Source organism: Rhodopirellula sp. J20-39 (genome assembly GCF_057365095.1).
On the sequence record NZ_CP195123.1, the window covers coordinates 6,508,745 to 6,526,593 of the forward strand.

Below are 17,849 nucleotides of genomic sequence, written 5' to 3' on the forward strand. Positions count from 1 at the left end.
CGCGAAATGGGAAATTATCAAGACCGCCGTCAAAATTGCCCAACGTACTGCGGACACCGCCCGGTCGACCTGCACCACCGGATCATCACCTTCGCAACATCGCAATCAGCTCTTCGTTGCTAAGCTTGGCCGCCGCGGCAGTGCCTTCCATTACACCAGCAACCAAGTCACGCTTGTTTTCATGGAGCGACAAGATTTCCTCTTCAATCGTTCCTCTCGCGATAATTCGGTACACCATTACTGGCTTATCTTGCCCCATGCGGTGGGCACGGTCGGTAGCCTGGTCTTCGACCGCCGGATTCCACCACGGGTCCATGTGAATCACGTAGTCCGCAGCCGTTAAATTTAAACCAGTGCCGCCCGCTTTCAACGAGATCAAGAACGCATCGGCGGTTCCGTTTTGGAACGCGTCCACACGATCTTGCCTTGCCTTTGCGGGCGTCGAGCCATCGAGATACTCATAGGTAAACCCCTTCGAATCCAGTTCCGCACGGATCAAACCTAGATGCTCGGTGAACTGGCTGAAAATCAACGCCCGGTGGCCTTCTTCCTTCAGCCCCGTGAGCGTTTCAATCAGTTGCTGCAACTTGGCCGAGTCGCCTTTGAAATCCTTGTTGACCATCGCAGCGTGACAACTGATTTGCCGCAACCGGGTCAACATCGCCAAAATACGGAACCGCTGGTCCTGAGTCGTCGTGATGGCTTGAATCTGATCGACCTCCCCAATCGCCTGCAGCCGAATCCGCTCGTATTCGGCCCGCTCCGCTTCCGACAAATCCACGTACAGGTTCATTTCAGTCCGTGGCGGCAAGTCGCTTAGAACCTCCGACTTTTTCCGACGTAAAACAAACGGGCGCAGGCGTTCGGCCAATCCAAACCTTGCCGATTCGCTGTCATTCTTTTCGATCGGTGCGGCAAAACGCTTGCGGAATGATTCCCACCCCCCAAACACACCGGGCGAAACGATGTGAAACAAACTCCACAATTCACCTAAATGGTTTTCAACCGGGGTACCGGTCAGCGCAACTTTCCACTGCGCGGGAATTCCGGCTATCGCACGTGAAGTCTTACTGCGACTGTTCTTGATCGCCTGAGCTTCATCCAGAACCAAAGTCGCCCACTGCACGCTTGCCAATTGCTCTTCATCACGAAGGGCCAGCCCGTAACTGCAGATCACCAAATCCCCGGGTGCAACTTGCTGCAAAAACTCTTTACGATCCGTTTCGCGATACAGGTGCACATTCAAATCCGGGGCAAACCGCTCCGCTTCACGAACCCAGTTGAACCCAACACTGGTGGGGGCGATTACGAGAGTTGGCCCTTCGTCTTTACGATCCAAAATCACCGCGAGAGTTTGCAGCGTTTTGCCCAACCCCATGTCATCCGCCAAAATTCCGCCCACGCCCCATTCCGCCAATCGGCGCAGCCACTTGTAACCCTCCAACTGGTAATCACGCAGCGTCGCATCAAGGGAAGCGGGCAATTGCGGATCCATGGTCTCCGCACGAGCTAATCGCTTCAGGCAATCCTGCCACGCCTTGGTTGCTTTCAATGCGATCTCGCCGTCGCCCATGATCTCACGCATTGCCGGCGCGGCGGTGGCATCCAGCTTCAGTGTCTTACGATCCTGATGTGTCGCGTCACGCAATCGCCGCAAGCGGCTTCTGAGTTTTTCACCAATACGTGCCCACTGTCCATCCTTTAACCGAATGAAATCACCATGGATTCGGTCGGCATCCTCACCCGTCAAATTATCAAGCAAGTCGGCCAGTTTGATATTCTTTCCACCCACCTCACATTCGCCGGTGATCCCGAACCAATCGCGTTTTTTGCTGATTTCAACCTTCACATTGTGGCTAGAAATGCTTCCGAGCACGGCCACCGGCTTCTCGCTATTGCGGTCCCACAACACTTCGAGCTGATCTGCATCGTCGTTGGCGGATTCCCCATCCTGCGTATCCTGGGCGTCCGATTCCCGATCATTCCAGGACTGCAAACGATCGATCAAGTCCAGCGAATCGCTGAAATTGGTAATCTGAGTCGCAAACTGCTCACCGGAAAGCGATTCGTGTTGCTCCTCGTTTTCAAACCGGAACTCTTTGGCCAGCGATTCGGCGCGACGTACTTCCGCAGGCAAGTCGCGCTGCAATTGAACCGGCTTTCCATCCCGTTTGCCATGCGTGATCGCTGGGGCGGCGCCAGGCTTCCTCAACCGGCCAGCCTCATCGCGAACACGCAATGCCACATCCAGACTTCCATCTACATTGCTTCGCAACAACACAACGCTGCGGGTGGATGAGGGCACGATTGGCCCAAGAACCGCCTCGGGAAGCTTGATCGAAATTTCACTCTGCAGGGTCGACAACCGCTTTACCAGTTCAGAGCCCTGACTTGCCGGGACGCTGCCTAATTTGATCAGCCCGACAATGGCATCGGCAACCAATGGCTTAACGTCGATGTAAGTGATCCGCCCCAAGTGCAAGTCCGCTTGCAACATCGGTCCATCGCGATGGGTAGCCAAACATCTCGGCTGAGCCACCTGCTCGGGCCCCTTCGCACCGAACAGCTTTTCGCGATTAGCGTCTCGCCGCAATTGATCGTCGGCACTGTGATGGTTCAGCAGATGATAACGATCCTTGTGTAGCACAACTTCGAATTCGATCGAGCCCCGACAAATCGAAAGCTGATCCGTCCCGTTGTACACGTTGTCTGCCCCGATCAATTGTTCGATCGCTCGAAACAGACTCAACTCCGCTTCAGGTTCATACCGGTAGTAGCTTTCGTTGAACGTTACACAATCCAAAACCCTGCGGTCCTGGGCTGACTTCTTTATCGACGAATTGCGAACGGCATTTTCGAGACTAAGCCGCCGTCCTTTGGTGTAACCACCACCGCGTTTTTTCGGCTGCTGCTGTATCGGATAAAAGTCAATTTCGCCCTGTTCCACTTCAAATCGCCAAGCCAAACGCTGTTGATCCTCGACCACACGAGGAGCGAGCGTATCGTCATGGTGACTGGATCCACCGACTGCCGCCTGACGTGCAAATTCGGCGATTGTGCGATCAATCCCACCGAAGAGCACTTCCGTGGGATTGGTTTCGAACTTGGCATAATCCGGCTGACCTTCCGCGAATCTGCCTGCGTTCACATCAGCATGCAATTTCGATTTTCGGTTCTCTAATCGCTTCCAAAGAAACTCGACAAACGACACAGCATGCACGCAAGGCAGTTCGCCAACGGAATCCAAGCAATTGCATCCTGCTATCACTTCATCAAACTTAGTCCGAGCGAAAACCGGATGGCGTTGGTCACCATCGGTACAGATCGCGTGGAACTCGCCGCTCGGAAAGATGTGTGTGACGTAAAACTCAAGCGAACCATCGATATCGTCAAACACATCGTCAGGCGCAGCGAAATAGATCGCTTCAAAAATATCGGCCCACTCGATCGCAAGATTGCCAGCCGAGGCATCAGCGGATGCCTCTGGTTCCACGCCTGTCCCCGAATCGAACTGATCATCAAACAAAGATGTCGACGGCCCCCGGCGAGTAATCAATTTCCCCAAATCCGATTGTCCGCGATCCGATGAGCGTGAAATGCTTGAATATCGTCTTCGGCGTGCCACTGGGGTCGTCCATGATCAGGGAATTCGTGCTCAACAATTGGTGCTCGCTACAGCCAAGTGAAGTTTACCCCAGGCTTCCAGCCAGCCAAGCCCAACCGTTTCGAGGCTCTCCCAAGCCTCCGAAAAATCCACCGGAAAGCCACTGCCACTGCATCCGCATGGCTCTGCCAACGCGTTGAAGAAACGCTAATGAGCCGACGGTAGAACTCCGTCGAACAACCTCGAACCGACACGCACCAATGTCGCTCCCTCCGCAATCGCCGCCGGAAAGTCGCCACTCATGCCCATCGACAACTCGGGCAATTCCAACCCTGTGGACACCTGGAGCTGATCTCGTAGGTCGCGCAACCTGGCAAACTGCTGTTGTGCGATCGCGATGTCTCCGCCCCAGGCCGCCATCGCCATCAGCCCAACGACTCGCACGAAAGAAGACTCCGCCTCAGTGGCATGCTCAACAAAGCGATCCATCACGCCCTGAACCTGATCCACCGGCAACCCGGTTTTCGCGTCTTCTGCACTCACGTTGACTTCGATCAACACGTCTGTCGTACATTGCTGACACGTCGCTTCAGCAATTACCTCGTTGAGTAATCGTTCGCTGTCGATCGAATGGATCATGGGCTGCGCAGACAACAAACGTCGCACCTTGTTTCGCTGCAGATGGCCGATTTGATGCCAGCGAATCGGGCCCGTTAAACTATCCGCTTTCTGGCACAAAACCTGAGGTCGATTTTCGCCCAAGTCATGACACCCCGCGTCAACGAGCATTTGGGTCAACTCGGTATCGACATACTTGGAAACCCCAACCACTCGGACCGAGTCCGCTGGTCGTGAGTTCGCATGCGTAACTTCGGCAACCTCCGCAATCAAGCTCTGCCAATTCGCAGCGATACGCTCCTTAGCCTCGGCGGGACTACAAGTGATTTGGTCCATCGAAATGAGCTGAACTGCCATCTGCCTTAGCCTTCGGAAGAATTCGAATCGTCCACCGTCACCAGTTCTTCCATCCCACCATCACCTGGATGGAATCTGGCGGCGAAGAAGTCCGCGATCAAGTGTTTTCCCATGAACGAACGCGGTGAACGCCCTGACAAGGAACGATACAAAACCCAGTGCTCGCTGCCCGATTGCACCCGAAACGCACAAGCCACGTCAGCAGGCAACATGGTCAGATTCTCGGCCACCGTGAGTGTACGCCAAGTCCGTTTACGTCCGAAACGACCGGTTTGAAAATCAAGCCAAATGGGCGAATAAAGTTTCCCTCGTCCGCGGGTCTGAACGACCAAGTGACCATCTTCCGAAGCTGAAATCTGACATGCCGACGGCCCCACTCGCCATTCGCTCGCGGCAAGTGGCAACACCATGCACCGCTTCTTTTTTCCATCCGTCAAAATGATCTCGCGCGTCTCTTCGTCCTCCATCACCTTCATTCCGTCCGCTAACGGCAAGCGGCTCGAACAAAAGATTTCCGGCATCTCACCATCGGTATTGTCGGTCAGTACCGCATCGGAAACCATCACACAGCGGTCGTCTCGCACCAGCATCCATTGCCGCTGCAACACAACACCGCGATCAAAGGTTTGTTCCAGTTCGATCATGTGCACGTCGTCATCGGTATACTCGCACGTGCATTCCCATTCGCCGTTGGGATGAATGGCCTCGCCATCAATCTGGATCATCGTTTGATGAGCCCCAGCCAAGACGATCGGCTTGCCACCGACAATCTCAATCCGAATATCTTCACCGCTGTAGTCGAGATAACACCGGCCTCGCCGAACGTCCCACTCAGGAACCATGGCAACAACCTTACCAACCTCGCCGTGCCACATCGCTTCGGGCAGGGTGCACTCCCAGGCTAACCGTCCGCCGGAGTGGCTTTGCCCAAGTGCTGCCGCAATCGCTGGCACTAAAGTCTCGGTATCGAACTGACTGGCCGCCCGCATCAATCCGCCAAGACGCTCAACGGCTTCGTTGTCATCGGCCGGCTTGGATTTCTTGCCACCCTTGAATTTCTTCACCACTCCCACGTCGAGTTTCGTCACCGATTCGCTTGCGTCCGTCAAAGCCTGCGAGCCATCTTGTCGCAACAAGATCGCCATCCAAGTTGATAGCTCGCCCGCGATCGCCAATTGACGCTTTTTCAGCTTGTGCTTGCCGACGACCGGAAATAGCAATCGACAACGCACCAACGATGCCACCACCAAACGAATTTCCGCGGGCCGCCGCAGCACCTCTTCAATGCTATCCGCTTCCCCTTCTAGAAACGCCGACACCGCATCCAAGGCGGCTTGGATCGGAAGCTCGCTGGCCGGCAAAGCCGTAAGCTGCCACGCCAACGTCAGCCCAAGTTCACCTGCCAACAACAAATACTGGCCTGACGTGGCCTCCAGCTCCAAAGCGGCATCGGCCCGCAACTGGAGCAGTTGCGAAAACACTTTCCACCATAATTCTTGGGGCAGAAAGTTCACCAACGGCACGATTGCCGAGGCCCACAATATGGCGTCCAAGCATTCCGATAGCTCTACCTCACGCGATGACAACGGGGATGAATTCGCCTCCACCCATCGCTCCGCCTCTTGAATCCAATAGTCGCGATCCAAATCTGCGTCATCCGAAGGGATCGACTTCGTGGTCTTTTTCCCTCGCTGGGCTAGCATCGCTTGCGGGAGCGACCATGCCCCCAAACGAGCCAACTTCGTCTGCGTGTCCGAAGGCAACGCCCCGGTGGCTAGGCCTAACCCGAAAAGCACGATTTCACCATCCGCGGATGCGGATGCCGAGTCATTACGGGAATTCAAGTCCACTCGGGAAACGAAGCCCTCGTGCGATAGAACACTTGCTGCACGCTGATTAGCCGCCCCCGCCTGAATTTCTTCACCGAAAACACGCCACTGCGAGTCGGTCATCTGCTCGAAATTGAATGCGTTGGGCACCGAAGTTATCTGCCCCGTTTTTTTCCGCCTTGGTTTTCCAGCCGCTTTCTTGGGTGAATTCGGGGTCTTCGCTGTTTTTCGGCCGGTGGAGGATGCAGTTTTCGTCAAGGTGATAGACCGATCGGCGGGCTACAGGGATACTGAAAAGGACGTCAGCGCAGTCTAACCACCCCACCGGTCCAAGGAAGATGTCGTTTTGATGAGTTTTTTCGCATCCCCACCCCGCCCGCCTCTGTTCATCAAACCCGTCCTGATTGCCGTGTTAATCGGTACCAGCTTCGTTGGCGGCTGCCGAAAGTCGACGCCGCCGGTATCGGAACCTGCCACCGATGCGGTGTCCGTCCCTGAAAACGCGAACAAAGGCGCAAGCCCCACCGCGGCCGACACACCCAAACCGGCCGGTACTCCAGCTGCCAACACCTCTACCGCGCCCGCTCAAACGGACACAAAACCGGACAACGACCAATCTGCAGATGCTGAAGCGGGCGGCTCCGGCGATTCAAGTGCACCTAAAACCAACGCCGCCGCTTCAACCGAGGACACGCCTTCCACTGATGATGCCGGTACAGAATCAGCCGCCAACCAGACCGCTCAGGCTTCAACACAATCCGGCATGCAATCACGTGCCTCGGAAGCCGAAACCTCCTCATCGGAGCCTGCCGAGACACCTAAATCCTTACCCAAAAGCGACCCGTTAGAAGGACAGCCGTTAACGACCGAGGAATTGGAGGAGGAATACGTTCCGGATCCTGAAATCCTGGCCGAACTGGAAGCCCAACGGCAAGCACTCCGCCGCATCGCGGACACCTACGATCCGCCACCGGGAGCCACTCAACTGGGTAAGTTACCGGACCTTTGGGTCGACATGAAAGCGAAACGGATCTACGTCGATGGATATGTCTCGATGCGGCGTGGGCCACTGGAAATGCTCGCTTGCCCAGTCGGAACCAAGGAACACGAAGCCGTTGTCGCCTTGTTCGCAAAAAGCAGTGAAGTGCACGCCGCACTCCTCGCGATCGGCGCCCAAAGCGGGACCACCGCCCGCTGGGATCCCGAATTTCGACCACCAACCGGGCAGCCGATTTCTGTGTGGATCGTCTATCGCGAACACAAACCGGTCGGCGACGACAAACCCACCGAAGACGATCCTCGCATACGCGAATTTGTGCCTGGTAAAGAGGTGCACATTGCCGACGCTCGCGATTGGGTTCGCAATGTCGAAACCCAGGAATCGCTGAAGGAATCGTGGGTCTTTTCAGGCAGTGAATTTTGGACCGATCCGGAAGAGAACATCGAACACTACTCAGCCGACGCAGGCGACATGATTTGCGTGTCGAATTTCTCGACCGCCATGATGGACGTTCCGTTCGCCAGCAGCGCCGATGCGGGCAACCTTCTCTTTCAACCCTTTAGCGAACGTGTCCCCGAGCCCGGCACGCCCGTCCGTTTGGTCTTAGTTCCCCAACCGTTCCCCGGCTCCAAGTCGACTTCCAAACCGAGCATCGATCCGCAAACACCACCGGATTCGACCGTATTGCCGTCGCGCAGTAACAAGTCTGGCACCGCGGATGAAGCGGAGCAGGGGAGTTGATCGAACAAGCGAAACCAATGCCGGACCGCCAAGTGATGTTGGTTGGTGCTGGCGTGGTCGGTCGAGCGATCGCGTTGGATCACGTCTTAGCAGGCATTCCAGTTTGGATGGCGGACCGAGACCTTCCCACGTTAAGTGCCAGTTGCGACTGGGTGCTGCAACGTAGCGACTCCATCGCGGAATCGGCATCACCTTGGGGAGCGCGTATCGAGATCCCGATCGTATGCGTCCGACCGACGCAGCTCGACTCGATGGAAACGCCCGCTATCCCACAATGGATCCTGATTGAATCCATCGCGGAAAAGCTCGAAATCAAGCAATCCTTTTTTGCCGAGGCCGAAACTTGGTTCGACCAATCACCTGTGTTGACGACCAACACATCGACGCTATCGATCCAACAAATCGCAACGTCGATGACTCACCCCGAACAGCTCTGCGGTCTGCACTTTTTCATGCCAGTGGTAGGTCGTCACGCCGCAGAAATCATCCCGCATACGCACACTGCCAGCGAAACAACACAAGTGTGCCAGCAACATGCTCGGCGACTATCCAAAACGCCTTTGACGGTCGGCGACGGCCCTGGCTTCGTCGTCAACCGCATGCTGTCCCCGTACCTGAACTTGGCCATGAGCTTGATGTGCGAAGGCGTTACGGCCGATGTGATCGAGCAAGCGGCGTTGCGATACGGCATGCCGATGTCGCCGCTTTCATTAGTCGACCTGATTGGTCCTCGAACTGCCTTTGATGGCGGCCGGATCGTATGGCAAGCGTTCCCTCAACGCATGGATCCGTCGCCGTTACTTCCCGCTGTCGTCAAGAAGAAACTACTTGGCGTCGCTGGCGGTAAAGGCTTCTATCACTATGACTCACAAGGGCATCGCACCAGCAACGAATTGACTGCCGAAGCAACAGAACTGGTCCAGCGATACCACCGAGACTCCTTTCCAATCAACGAGTTCGCCCACGACGAACTCATTCAACGCGTCGCAGAGTTGTTCGCTGCCGCCATGCGACTGGAAGCAATCGCGATCGAACGAGACGGAATCGCCGACGCCCCAACGATCGATGCCGCTATGCGAGGCGGGCTGAACTGGCGAACCAATGGCGATCCCGCCGAAACCACTTGGCCCCCAAACGAAACACCCATCACTTGCATTTCCGAACAACGAGTCGAGCAACTCGCATCGGATCACCCCAACATCAAATCCATTCAACCCTTCAGTTAGCCGTGTCAATTCACTTGCAAATCGCATCGATCTTGCTGCCCATGTTGCTGATGCCACTCACGTTGGCGCACGCACAACCACCACGCCCTCTTCAATCGCCGACAAGTACTACTGCAGGCAAACTTGCCCCGGTCCAACCAATCCGGGCCGATGATTCGAAGTCGCACAAAACAGAAGATCGCGACATTGCAGCAGACGCCGAGATTAGCGTTCGCGATTACAACCCAATCTCGCAGCTCAAGGTGAAAGCTACTGATCTGCATCACGCCAAGATGCCAGTGGTGGATGTTCATACGCATTTCTTCTATCGCATGCGGCACAACCACGAAGCCCTCGATGACTTCGTCAAAACGATGGATCGCAGCAACATAGCGGTTTGTGTTTCACTGGACGGCAAACTCGGTAGCCAACTCGATGAACACATGAAATATCTATGGACTGACTACCGCGACCGCTTTGTCATCTACGCCAACGTCGACTGGCAAGGCGATGGCCAAAAGGACGATCCAGCAACCTGGGCGTGCCATCGACCCGGGTTTGCTGAACGGACCGCTCAAGAGCTTCGCGATGCAGTAGCACGAGGGGTTTCAGGACTTAAAATCTTTAAGCGATTTGGGCTTTCCTATCGCAACCCCGACGGCAGCCTGATCGAAATCGACGATCCTCGCTGGGATCCGATCTGGGCGGTTTGCGGGGAACTGCAGATTCCCGTCATCATTCATACCGCCGACCCAGCAGCATTCTTTGAACCGATCAACGCCCATAACGAACGCTGGGAAGAACTTTCGCGACATCCGGACTGGAGCTTTTATGGTGACGAGTATCCTTCTCGCGATGAATTATTAGCCAGCCGCAATCGGGTGATTCAGCGGCACCCGAAAACCACCTTCATCGGTGCTCACGTTGCGAACAATTCAGAAAACCTTGCCCAGGTCAGTGAATGGCTGGACAAATACCCCAACCTAGTGATCGAGCCATCTTCCCGCATCAGTGAACTGGGACGTCAGCCATTCACTGCACGCGAGTTCCTCATTCGCTATGCCGATCGAATTCTGTTTGGAACCGATGGTCCGCGGCCTGAATCCCGCTTGCGACTGTATTGGCGATTCCTCGAAACCCATGACGAGTATTTTCCCTACAGCGAAAAATCGCCACCACCGCAGGGTTTATGGAACATTTACGGCGTTCAGTTGCCCGACGAAGTGCTTGAGAAAATCTACCACGCCAATGCATCTCGGATCATTCCGGGCGTGCGAGCCCGAGTGGAGAAATTTGCTGCACAGCGTGAATCGGCACCCAGCCCCGAATCGAATCGGCCGTAACAATCTCGCTCCAGTCGCCACGCGTTTGTTGCAACTCGACAGTGCGTCCTTCGATCCCATCGAGCCGCGACGCTATTTCGAAATCTTCTCCATCGCCCACTCGAACATCGAGTTGATCCACAACAACGATTGCCTGACTTCCAGAGTCTGGCATCGTCTGACGCAGGGTCATCCCCAGGCATACGATCGAGAAAAGCAACACCAACACTCCCGCGATGCCGGAGCTTCGTGTCCCCGCTATCAGGGCGCGGGCGAGCAGGCCCCAACCCAACCAGGCGAAAACACCGCCGATGATCGTCCACACCAACGGCGTGTGCCATTGTGTAACGGGGACACCGGCGCGAATTTGTGCAATCAAAAGACACGCTTGATTTTTGATATTCAGTGGCTCGAGTGCCTCGGCGCGGCGGTAGTTCACGATCGCTTTGCCGATCTGGCCACCACGGAAAGAGGCATTGGCGAGGTTGCGATACATCGCCGCATTTTGAACGCCGCTGTCGATCACTTGTTCATACTTCATCGCCGCGGTCCGATACGCATCCTGGACCGCAGCATCTTCCACTGACGTTTCGAGTTTCTCGTCTTCGTCTAATCCGGCTCTCTCGGCAACTGGCGACTTCGCGGCATTGCGATAAATCTCATCCGCCTCGTCAACCAAAGCTTCCTGTTGCTCAGCACTCAACAGCACCACGCCGCTGCCCGTTTGCGTACCGCTGCCAGCGTGTGCTGATCCGGGACTTAGCCCCCAAACGCTCAACAAAATCACGATTCCCGCAATTGACTTGCCGCCGGACGCCGCTTTTCCAGACACCGTCGTTGCCCGAGTGCCGTTCCTACGATTGAACGTACGCGAACTGACGGAGCTTCGCCATTTGGACCGGGCCGCTTCCGCTTCGTCGATCCAGCGACTGGCGAGTTCGATGATGGATTCAGTCGACTCCCCCGTCACGGTTTCATTCTTGCACCGGTAGGCTAGTGATTCTAAATCGGCCGCCAATCCAGCATGCCCGCCGGACCGCAACGCCCCCAAACACGCTTGCCAATCTTGACCACGATCGCCTCGACCGGCGGGGAACGCAGCCAGCACATAATCACAAAGCACAGCCGGGATCTCGGCGGGCGTCGACACTTCCTGCAACCGCCGTTTTGCCCGTTGGTCCGCGGACCGGAACAGCCTTGCTAGTGCAGCTAAACTTTTGCGACCTCGGATCGCCATCCCAACGATAAAAAGAACAGCGGGCGTTAAGTAAATCCAAGCCAACGAGCTCAACAACGACACCGGGCGTTGTACTTCCAGCACACTCGAGTCGGCCGAATTACTCATCAACCAATCCAGTGGCGACCATGGCAATGCGGTCGAGCCAGACAACGATACCGATGACGATCGTTCCCCAGGCTGTTTATCGGCACTGACGATCGAATCCATCGCCAACTTTTCCGCCGGGGTAACCGTGATCCCGATCGGGTCCGTCATCACGGTCTCGAATGTTTCCTTTTCGGGATCAAAATAACTCATCTCGATCGCCGGAATCTCTGTCACGTTCTCGTCGATCGGCCGGATCGTGGTCGTGAAATACTTAATGCCATCCTGAATGAATCCCGCCAACGGTTGGCTATCCAGGCGGAAGTGTTCTCGCAGCGAATCCAGCGGCGGTGATTGCAGATTTTCTAATGGTCCGTCCCCCGACACACCAATCTGCAGCGTGATCGGATCACCGGCGGCGACCTGTTTCGTATCAATCTTGGACCGCACTTGATATCGTCCAACCGCACCTTGAAAAGAGACCGGTCGGCCATCGGTCGGAATGGGTATGATCTGCGTCGCATCCACGCTCGCTGCCGCACTGATCGGTCGTGTCTTTCCGATCACCAACTGGGTTCGAGATTCGGATTCAAACGCCCCGTCCATTCCCGGACCAAAACCGCCACCAAAGAAATCATCCATAATGCTGCGTCGACGCTCCTGACGCAGTTCAACCGGATAGCTCGATACAATGCGAACATCACCCGCGTCGATACTACCCGGCTTGTTTGGATAGAAGGTCGTCTCGATTTCGTACAAGTAATAACGCTTCGATTCACCCTCAGCATTTCGGCGAACGACTGGCTCGCCACCAGGCCGACGACGACGTTCGGCCATATCATTAATGCGATCCTGGAAGGGGCCCCAAGCACTTCGCCTAGAGATCAATGACCACATCTCGCCTTCGGTCAACGTGTAATCCAATTCTTCATCACGATACGGCTGAACCCAGATTCGCAGCACCAACTCAAGCGGTTGGCCGACGTAAACCTTGTCCTGCTTCCCTGCGATTTCAACTAACATCAAATCGCCGGTCTCGCTAACCGAAGCGACAAATTCGAGCGGACTTGTTTGGACGTTTTGCCGGTCAACGGAAATATCCAGTGCAGGAATCGTAAACGTGCCGGCTCGCTTGGGCGTGACTTCGTACTGCAGTGTGACCGACTGGCGTTGTGAAATACGCCCGTTGATGATCGTCGTCTGAGAAGACTGCCTCCCCGCCCCGGCCGATTCGATTTTCAGACCGTCGATGGGTTCGATTTTTGGTGGTTCATACTCGCTAGCGTTTTGGATCGTGATCTGTAGCACGAGCGGGGAATCCACATAGGCCTGGCCGCTGGATAGCCGGGCGGTAACCTCCGCTGCCCTCACGTGCGGCGTCAAAAACAAGCTGGCGACAAGACTGACCGCCGCAATAATTCCCCAATTCAGCCCCACAAGGCGAACTCGAGATAGCGGAAAGAGCTGTTCAAAACGACTTGCGAAAACGCGATACATGGCCAACAAAATGCAGTGAAAAATGAGTTTTTTGATGCGATCAGAGTACGCGAAATGGCGGCTGGAGGTTCGAGTTCCGATTTTAGCGGTAGAAACAACTCATCCGATCCCCCTAGTCATGCCGAAGAAAGGGGTGTTGCTATCCAGGAGGTCGGTGGACCTCGGTTCGTCGAGATGTCGCCAAACGGGAAACTCAAGTGATTCGTCCAACTATTATTCTGACCATTGCCGTCGGGGTTGCCGCCATGTCGGCTAGCCTGCCTACTGAAGCGTCCGCCCAAGGTGGCGTCCCTGGCTACGGTGCCCAAAACCCTCAAGGTTTCGGAGCCGCAGGTCAAGGAACCCAACCGGCCTTCGGTCAAGCCTGGGGAAGCTCGGCGGCCAATGTCGACTGGAACCGTTTCTATCACTACCCCTACGTGTATTACCCCCAGAACTTTTACAGCCAAGACTACTTTAAGAGTTCCGATAGCTTGTACCACCGTTATCCCCAAGAGATGCGGATCCCGGTCTACAATAAGCAGTGGCACAATTACTACCCAAGTAACCGTCGCTTCCACAGCGGCCACCACTTCATCCTCGATACATTCTAAGCACGCTGGACAAATCGACTCGCCCATCCGCAACGCCCAGTAAGCCACGTCGTGCACGTGGTGGATCGCTCGAACGTTTGCTCGACGCAACCGGAATTTGTTTCTGGTTGCTCGATGGCGATGGGCAGGTTGCGTTTCTATCCAGTGCGATGCGAGAGCGATTGGGCTTGGGAGACGAAATCCCAGAGTCCACCGTGAAAGCGATACAGCCTTCACAAAACGCTTGGCGAGTTCAAAATCAAGACCGTGGACACCAAACGTGCCGGTTAACGATTCCGCTAGCCGACGCCAACCCGGCTGACCAGGATGAGAGCGTTGCGTTCACCGCGACTGCACATTTTGTCAAACTCAGCGGTGAAGCTGTTGGCCAATTCCTAACCGCGACCATCACACAAGCGAGCTCGTCTCAAACACCATCGCCATCACAGGCATCAACGCAGCGTGATGATGAAATGACGCTCGGCTGCTTGGGCGATTTCCTTTCCGATGCCGATGTGCCTTGGGAAGAATGGTTCGCCAGCGATGGCATTCGTCAGGCCAGCCAGGTCGCTGAACAAATCAGACGCATTCAAGCGGATCAAAAAACAAGATCGAGAATGCTGTTGGCGGGCGATTCGTTGACTTCCCGGCGACTGCGAGACCGTATCGACTTCGCGGGTCGGATTCGTTGTCATGTCGCACTCGTCGGTCCGCCTGGTAGCGGTGCATCCGACCTAGCCGCATTTATTCAACAGCAATCCCAGGCGACGCCAGACGAACCCTACGTGTGCCTGGATGCCGCTCTGATGGATGCGGAACTGCTGGAAGTGTACGCGTCGCCCGCCATCGGCCCACTCTCACACAGCCACGATCTTTCAAGCACGTTGTGCCTAGAACATTTCGATGAAATGCCATCGGACGGGCAACAACGGCTGGCCCAATGGCTTGAATCTTGGCCGGATAGATTGCGGTTGATTGGCATCTTGGAAGGCGTTTCTGAGACCACACCGCTGGGTCAACATTCTCTTGGCCACCAATCCCTAGGCCATAACGAAGCCAGATCGCCACTACTGTCCCCGCTTGCCGATGCGATGCACTTGATGCGAATCAAGCTGCCGCCACTGGCCTCGCGTTCGACCGATCTTGCCATGATCGCACAGAGCCTTGTCGAAACGGCACGCCTTTCTCGAGACGCGATTCAACTGATCGAATCCTATCCCTGGCCCGGTCAGTGGGACGAGATGGTTTCAGCAATGCAGTTTGCCCAAGCTGCCGTCCGGGGCGACCGCGTCATGCGAGAACACTTGCCACTTGCAATTCGATCCTATCAACCGCCTTCGCCCAGTGGTGTCGCGGTTACAAAGTCGGAAAACAAGATCACCATCAGCCCGGCTCCCGAACCGCCACATGCTTTTCAAATCGAATCTCTCGACAAAGCGGTGCAGCAGTATGAGTCCGAGCTAATCGCCAAAGCGATGATCGCGGCCGATGGAAACAAAGCCGAAGCTGCCCGGCGGCTGGGAATCAGTCGTGCTCGTTTGCTACGGAAGCTAGCCGATGGCTGACGCAAAGACGGCGTGCGAAACGGTTCGCAACTGGTGCTGGATCGGTCCGAGCGAATCAATTTACTTAGACGAGCTAACTCGTTGGATGACCGACCAGGTTAAGGCGGTCGAGATTGAAGCGAAGCAATCTCAAGACGTAGCCTCCGAACTAACTTGGCAGCTTCATCTCGCCCCAGATGCGTCACCAGCGACACTACAAAGAACGTTTGGCAAAACTCCCATCGAGGCATTTGTTTGGTCGATCGGCGACGCTGGCGTCGCGAAGGTGCTCACCTCCATCGCCGCCGTCAAACTAGCCCATCCGCACGCCGTCCGTGTCTCGACCGGGTTGGTGTCCCCGGCCGAGACCATGCGATTATTCGAAGCCGGTGTGCAACTGCATGTGCAGCACCCACATCAAGTTAAGGATGTGCTAGATCGCCTTCCGCCGGATCATCCTGCCCAGCCATGATGCGGTTGATCGCGTTGAGCATCGCCAAAATGGTGCTCTCAACGCTATCGGTACTCACGCCCATCCCGCGGAACGTGCGGCCTTTGTGCTCGACTTCTAGATTCACCTCACCGATCGCATCGCGGCCCAGCGTGGCACTGCGAACACGAAAGTCTTTGCAAACCAGTTCGATTCCGGTGATCTTTTCGACGGCCCAAAAAGCGGCATCGATCGGTCCGTCGCCTTGCGAAACCTGTTCAGTGAATTCCTGGCCACCATTGCCCAGGGTCACGCGCACTTCGGGCGTCTTGTTTCTAGCACTGGTCACTTCATAATCGATCAAGCTCCACTGCGCCGCCACAGCGCCGCTAATTTGTTGTTGAACGAGCGCCATGATGTCGCCATCGTAGATTTCCTTTTTCTTGTCGGCCAACTCTTTGAAGCGGTCAAAGACCTCTTGCAACTGCTCGCCACTAAGCGAGAAGCCCAACTGTCGTGCCCGGTCCGCCAACGCCGCTCGACCGCTGTGTTTGCCCAGCACCAAATCCGTTTTGGAAAAGCCAACCTCTTCCGGTGACATGATCTCGTAAGTACTGCGTTCCTTCAGCATCCCATCTTGGTGAATGCCGGACTCGTGTGCGAACGCATTGCGACCCACGATCGCCTTGTTGCGTTGCACGCTGATCCCAGTGGTCTTGCTGACCAATCGGCTCATCGGCACCAATCGCTTGGAATCGATATTCGTCGATAAGTGATAGAAGTCTTCGCGAGTCTTCATCGCCATCACGACTTCTTCTAACGCGGCATTTCCGGCACGTTCACCGATCCCGTTGATCGTGCACTCAATTTGCCCCGCACCCGCCGCGACGGCAGCCAACGAGTTGGCAACTGCCATCCCCAGGTCGTCGTGACAGTGCGTGCTCAAAATCGCCTTATCAATGTTCGGAACCCGATTCATCAACATGTCGAAACGATCGTAAATCTCGCTCGGCGTGGCATAGCCCACCGTGTCGGGAACATTAATCGTAGTCGCCCCAGCATCGATCGCCGCTTCCACAACACGGCACAAGAAATCATGCTCCGTTCGGCAGGCGTCTTCAGGTGAAAATTCGACATCATCACAATACGACGCAGCTCGCTTCACGCCTGCGATCGCACGCTCGACAATTTCATCCGTCGTCATCCGCAGCTTGAATTCGCGGTGGATGGCGCTGGTTGCCAAGAAGACATGGATCCGGCTCGATGGAGCGACCTTCAAGGCCTCCCAAGCTCGGTCGATGTCTTTTTCATTGCAACGAGCCAGACCACAAATAGTTGAGCCACGCACCGTTGACGCGATTTGACGAACCGACTCGAAGTCGCCTGGCGAAGCGATGGGGAACCCAGCCTCGATGACGTCCACGCCCATTTCAGCAAGAGCCGAAGCGACTTCCAGCTTTTCCGCCAGGTTCATGCTCGCACCCGGTGACTGCTCGCCATCGCGAAGCGTGGTGTCAAAAATACGGATGGGACGCGTTTGTACGGTCTCGGCTTGGGAATCGTTGGGTTCGGACATGACCGGTCCAGTTAGGAAAGGAAGTGAAAACGGATCGAGAAACAGGGTACAAAAAAAGCCCGAGTCGCATGGCAAGCGGCCCGGGCTAATTCGTGTTTTAGTGGAATGACTGTGTTTCAAGTAACCACGACGAATCGGCTCGGGAACATGCCTAGAAGCAGTCCGAGGTCGAGAAGTCGTAAAGTTAGTCGAGTCATCATGTTCGTAAAATAGTCCGGTTACCGGCATCG

General features: G+C 55.6%; 11 protein-coding genes. 6 read left to right on the forward strand and 5 right to left on the reverse strand.

Annotation, left to right across the window (positions count from 1 at the left end):
- Positions 1-85: 85 nt before the first annotated feature.
- The 3 genes from ACR3ZL_RS23705 to ACR3ZL_RS23715 form a co-directional block, all read right to left on the reverse strand.
- Positions 86-3,625: a DEAD/DEAH box helicase gene (locus tag ACR3ZL_RS23705; RefSeq protein ID WP_473650619.1), complete on the reverse strand. Its 3,540-nt coding sequence runs from the start codon at positions 3,623-3,625 to the stop codon at positions 86-88.
- A 186-nt stretch (positions 3,626-3,811) separates the two neighbouring features.
- On the reverse strand, positions 3,812-4,579 hold the full coding sequence (locus ACR3ZL_RS23710; protein ID WP_486173012.1) for a YggS family pyridoxal phosphate-dependent enzyme: 768 nt from the start codon (positions 4,577-4,579) through the stop codon (positions 3,812-3,814).
- A gap of 5 nt (positions 4,580-4,584) precedes the next feature.
- Positions 4,585-6,558: a hypothetical protein gene (locus ACR3ZL_RS23715; RefSeq protein WP_486173013.1), complete on the reverse strand. Its 1,974-nt coding sequence runs from the start codon at positions 6,556-6,558 to the stop codon at positions 4,585-4,587.
- Between the two features lie 199 nt (positions 6,559-6,757).
- Here ACR3ZL_RS23715 and ACR3ZL_RS23720 point away from each other — a divergent pair, with 199 nt between their 5' ends.
- From ACR3ZL_RS23720 to ACR3ZL_RS23730, 3 genes are read left to right on the forward strand one after another with little or no spacing between them, the layout of a single operon-like run.
- Positions 6,758-8,149 (forward strand): YdjY domain-containing protein, encoded by a 1,392-nt coding sequence (locus ACR3ZL_RS23720; RefSeq protein WP_486173014.1) that lies wholly within the window; start codon positions 6,758-6,760, stop codon positions 8,147-8,149.
- A gap of 17 nt (positions 8,150-8,166) precedes the next feature.
- Complete coding sequence (locus ACR3ZL_RS23725; RefSeq protein ID WP_473650615.1) at positions 8,167-9,375, forward strand: 3-hydroxyacyl-CoA dehydrogenase family protein; 1,209 nt, start codon at positions 8,167-8,169, stop codon at positions 9,373-9,375.
- Positions 9,376-9,377: 2 nt separating this feature from the next.
- Positions 9,378-10,697: an amidohydrolase family protein gene (locus tag ACR3ZL_RS23730; RefSeq protein ID WP_486173015.1), complete on the forward strand. Its 1,320-nt coding sequence runs from the start codon at positions 9,378-9,380 to the stop codon at positions 10,695-10,697.
- Here ACR3ZL_RS23730 and ACR3ZL_RS23735 read toward each other — a convergent pair.
- Positions 10,615-13,497: a BatD family protein gene (locus tag ACR3ZL_RS23735; RefSeq protein ID WP_486173016.1), complete on the reverse strand. Its 2,883-nt coding sequence runs from the start codon at positions 13,495-13,497 to the stop codon at positions 10,615-10,617. The two genes, ACR3ZL_RS23730 and ACR3ZL_RS23735, sit on opposite strands and share 83 nt — an antisense overlap.
- A 245-nt stretch (positions 13,498-13,742) precedes the next feature.
- Between ACR3ZL_RS23735 and ACR3ZL_RS23740 the strand changes: the two genes are divergently transcribed.
- The 3 genes from ACR3ZL_RS23740 to ACR3ZL_RS23750 all read left to right on the forward strand — a co-directional run bounded on the left by ACR3ZL_RS23740 (position 13,743) and on the right by ACR3ZL_RS23750 (position 16,085).
- A complete protein-coding gene (locus ACR3ZL_RS23740) occupies positions 13,743-14,090 on the forward strand; it encodes a calmodulin-binding protein (RefSeq protein WP_473653470.1) in 348 nt (115 codons plus the stop codon).
- Positions 14,091-14,167: 77 nt separating this feature from the next.
- Complete coding sequence (locus tag ACR3ZL_RS23745; RefSeq protein ID WP_473650613.1) at positions 14,168-15,634, forward strand: helix-turn-helix domain-containing protein; 1,467 nt, start codon at positions 14,168-14,170, stop codon at positions 15,632-15,634.
- Positions 15,627-16,085 (forward strand): hypothetical protein, encoded by a 459-nt coding sequence (locus ACR3ZL_RS23750; RefSeq protein WP_473650612.1) that lies wholly within the window; start codon positions 15,627-15,629, stop codon positions 16,083-16,085. Before ACR3ZL_RS23745 ends, ACR3ZL_RS23750 begins: the two co-directional genes overlap by 8 nt.
- On the opposite strand, the gene ACR3ZL_RS23755 is transcribed toward ACR3ZL_RS23750, so the two are convergent.
- Positions 16,036-17,619, reverse strand: coding sequence for a 2-isopropylmalate synthase (locus ACR3ZL_RS23755; RefSeq protein ID WP_473650611.1), 1,584 nt, complete (start codon positions 17,617-17,619; stop codon positions 16,036-16,038). The two genes, ACR3ZL_RS23750 and ACR3ZL_RS23755, sit on opposite strands and share 50 nt — an antisense overlap.
- Positions 17,620-17,849: the final 230 nt, after the last annotated feature.